This window comes from Bradyrhizobium sp. LeoA1Lang, assembly GCF_055413685.1.
In genome coordinates this window covers 1-614 of record NZ_JBVAPG010000481.1, presented here as the reverse complement: position 1 = coordinate 614, position 614 = coordinate 1, and the positions used below count along the sequence as shown (strand labels likewise).

1 pseudogene is annotated in these 614 nt (G+C 65.5%); it reads left to right on the top strand.

From position 1 onward, the window contains the following. Positions 1-614: pseudogene (locus ACZYOF_RS44235) on the top strand (transposase); the annotation flags it as partial.

The window sequence follows — 614 nt, the reverse complement described above, 5'->3', positions numbered from 1 at the left end:
AGCATGGGTGCTCGGCGCGAGCTCACGGCGGCGGTGGTAGAGCGCTATCGATCGGCAGGGCGGGCAGATAAGGGGCGCATACTCGACGAGCTTTGCGCGGTGACCGGCTGGCATCGCAAGCACGCGGTCCGGGCGCTTGCCAGCCATGTCGCAATTTCGCCGGAGGCCAGGCGGCAGCGAAGGCCGACCTACGGCGCCAAGATCAGGGATGCGCTGGTGGCCTTGTGGGAGGTCTCGGATCGAATCTGCGGCAAGCGGCTGAAGGTAATGATTCCGACGTTGCTGCCTTCGCTGGAGCGGCATGGCCGGCTCAAGCTCGACCAGGCCGATCGAGCGCTGGTGCTCGGCGTGAGTGCAGCCACGATTGATCGCCTGCTGGTCGAGACCAAAATTGCCGCGGCCGGCGGTAAGCGCCGGCGGGTCGGGTTTTATTCGGCGGTCCGCCGTGAAGTGCCGATCCGGACGTTCAATGACTGGCACGATCCGCCGCCGGGGTTCTGCGAGGTCGACATGGTGGCGCATGGCGGCACATCTGTAGCTGGCTCGTTCATTCAGACGTTGACGATGGTCGACGTCGCGACTGGTTGGACCGAGTGCATGCCGTTGGTGACGCG